The organism is Zooshikella harenae (assembly GCF_018837975.1).
GTDB classification, from domain to species: domain Bacteria; phylum Pseudomonadota; class Gammaproteobacteria; order Pseudomonadales; family Zooshikellaceae; genus Zooshikella; species Zooshikella harenae.
In genome coordinates this window covers 1-1,147 of record NZ_JAGSOY010000265.1, presented here as the reverse complement: position 1 = coordinate 1,147, position 1,147 = coordinate 1, and the positions used below count along the sequence as shown (strand labels likewise).

Below are 1,147 nucleotides of genomic sequence, written 5' to 3'. Positions count from 1 at the left end.
ATGGGTGCCACCCTGTCAGTGGCACTAAGTGTTGCACTTTCAGTGCTACTCTTTGCCTCTATTTCAGAAAATTACTACTACAGTCTTATGTTCGCTGGGCTTGCTATCACGTTTGAATTAGCAAAGTTTGTTGCGCTACCTGAGATTGCACGACGCAAAAAGCGCAAAGATTGGACGGGTGTCATGGGTGCCACTCTTCTTTTTGTTACGCTGGCAGCAGCAAGCATACTTGGCTCAATTGGTGGCCTGCAGAGTGACACCCAGCGCGTGCAAGCCAGTATTGAAAAATCTGAACAGCAACGAGTGGCATTGATTGAAGAACGTCAGTTGCTGCTTGATGAAGTGGCTGAGAATCAAAAGGCTATAGATAAGTACATTGCTTTAAATCGTATAAAGAACTATGCGCAGCCCCTGCAGCAACGCAATGAAGCACTGAGAGCAAAAGCCGCAACGATACAAGACAAAATCAGTACACTAGGTGTTGCACAAGAAACGCCAATGACGGCACTACTGGGTGCTATCGCCACGGCTGTGAGTAAAGACAAAGATATAGTCCAAGTTTATGTATTCATACTTTTAGCGGTGTTGCTTGATCTAGTCGCTAGCTTCTTTATTTGCTTATTGCGTGAAGAAAACGACTTCCGCCGTGATTATGAAAGCAAGCCAAATAGTATTGAGAGTGACACCACTGTTGATGATGAAGAAAGCACAACAGTTGCACTTTTAGAAACTGCCACCCCTGAAACTGAAAAAGTGCCACCCACTGCTACCCCTTGCCAACAGGAAGATAGCAGCATCGAGTGTCAGCAAGAAGAGGGTGGCCATAAACCAAAAGATATGGAACAACATGAAAATGTTGTCAGCATCAATAGTAGCAACTCGAAGTATGAAAAGATAAAAAAAGAAGTGATAGCGTTGAAGGAAGGGGAGCCTATAAGCAAACGTCAAATGATTAAAGACTATAAGCTAGGTACCCGAACAGCAGACCGTTATTTTAACTTACTGCTTAAAGAAGACTTGATTGTTCAGGATAGCGAAACTAAGTACTTTTATCGAGCGGCCTAGTTTTGGGGTATATTGGGTGATATCTGGGGTATATGGCTAATCTGGCCATATGCCTTGCCAGTACTGGCTTATAGCTGCTTTT

The 1,147-nt window shown here is 43.8% G+C and carries 1 protein-coding gene; it reads left to right on the top strand.

Annotated features, from left to right (window positions below; genetic code table 11):
- A partial coding sequence (locus KCG35_RS25505) for a hypothetical protein (protein ID WP_215822662.1) occupies positions 1-1,065 on the top strand: 1,065 nt, incomplete at its 5' end.
- Positions 1,066-1,147: the final 82 nt, after the last annotated feature.